The organism is Brevundimonas sp. (assembly GCF_031082345.1).
Lineage (GTDB): Bacteria > Pseudomonadota > Alphaproteobacteria > Caulobacterales > Caulobacteraceae > Brevundimonas.
The window spans coordinates 1-1,753 of record NZ_JAVHLH010000004.1 but is presented as its reverse complement, the minus strand read 5'-3'; the positions used below and the strand labels follow the sequence as shown (position 1 = coordinate 1,753).

The following is a 1,753-nucleotide window of genomic DNA, read 5'->3' as shown; positions in this document are numbered from 1 at the left end:
CCCCAGCCTGACCATATTCAGGCGCTCCGATGAAGCCCTGTTCAGCTTCGATGGGCAGACGGCGGCCTTCCCTAACGTCGGGAGCCCGTCTCCGTTGCCGCGGGCGGCCTACATCGGCGGCGGACCGGCGAGGATGTCGCGCTTGCCGGCGTGGTTGGCCGGACTGACCACGCCTTCCTGCTCCATCCGCTCGATCAGCGAGGCGGCGCGGTTGTAGCCGATCTGCAGCCGGCGCTGGATGTAGCTGGTCGAGGCCTTGCGGTCGCGGGTCACCACGGCCACGGCGCGGTCGTAGAGGTCGTCGCCCGAGCCGCCGCCGCCCTCGTCGCCGAAGGCCGCGTCGCCGTCGCCGTCCGGATCGTCGGTGATCAGGTCGAGATAGTCGGGCTCGGCCTGGGCGCGCAGGTGTTTGCAGACCTCGTCGACCTCCTGGTCGGTCACGAACGGCCCGTGCAGGCGGGTGATGCGGCCGCCGCCGGCCATGTAGAGCATGTCGCCCTGGCCGAGCAACTGCTCGCCGCCCTGTTCGCCGAGGATGGTGCGGCTGTCGATCTTGGAGGTGACCTGGAAGCTGATCCGGGTCGGGAAATTGGCCTTGATGGTGCCGGTGATGACGTCGACCGACGGACGCTGGGTGGCCATGATCAGGTGGATGCCGGCGGCGCGGGCCATCTGGGCCAGGCGCTGGACGGCGCCCTCGACGTCCTTGCCGGCGACCAGCATCAGGTCGGCCATCTCGTCCATGACCACGACCAGATAGGGCATGGGCTCGGGGCGGATCTTCTCGGACTCGTAGATCGGACGGCCCTGGTCGTCGAAGCCGGTCTGGACGGTGCGCTCGAAATGCTCGCCCTTCTCCTGGGCGGCGCGGGCGCGCTCGTTGTAGCTGGCGACGTTGCGCACGCCGAGCTTGGACATGCGGCGGTAGCGGTCCTCCATCTCGCGCACGGTCCATTTCAGCGCGACGACGGCCTTCTTGGGATCGGTGACCACGGGGGCGAGCAGGTGCGGGATGCCGTCGTAGACGCTGAGCTCCAGCATCTTGGGGTCGATCATGATGAAGCGGCACTCGGCCGGGCTGTGCCGGTAGAGGATCGACAGGATCATGGCGTTGACGCCGACCGACTTGCCCGAGCCGGTGGTGCCGGCGATCAGCAGGTGGGGCATGCGCGCGAGGTCGGCGACATAGGGCTCGCCGCCGATGGTCTCGCCCAGCGCCAGCGGCAGCAGATGGGCCGGCTTGTCGTATTCGGCCGAGGCCAGGAGGTCGCGCAGATAGACCGTCTCGCGCTTGGCGTTGGGCAGTTCGATGCCGATGGCGTTGCGCCCGGGGACCACGGAGATGCGGCAGGCGCGGGCCGACATCGAGCGGGCGATGTCATCCGACAGGGCCACGACGCGGCCGTGCTTGACGCCGGGGGCCGGCACCAGTTCGTACAGGGTGACCACCGGGCCGGGCCGGATCTGGTCGATGACGCCGCGCACGCCGAATTCCTGCAGCACGCCCTCCAGCATCTTGGCGTTCTGTTTCAACGCCTCCTCGTCGACCGAGGCGACGCGCTTGGCCGGCTTGGTCAGCATCGACAGCGGCGGCAGGTCGAATCCGGTCGAGGGCTTGGCGAAGTCGAAAGCGGCCTGGCTGTCGTCGAGCTCGCGCTTCGAGGCCTTGGGCGCCTTGACGGCGGCGACCTTCGGCTCGGGCGCGCCGCGGGCGGGGACCGGGGCGGCGTCCCGCCACGGCGGGCCGTCGTCA

Annotated in this window: 1 protein-coding gene; it reads right to left on the bottom strand. The window is 69.7% G+C overall.

The genetic code is table 11. From position 1 onward, the window contains the following. Window positions 1-108: 108 nt before the first annotated feature. Window positions 109-1,753: DNA translocase FtsK (locus RDU12_RS00530; protein WP_308683952.1), on the bottom strand; the 1,645-nt coding region annotated here is incomplete at its 5' end.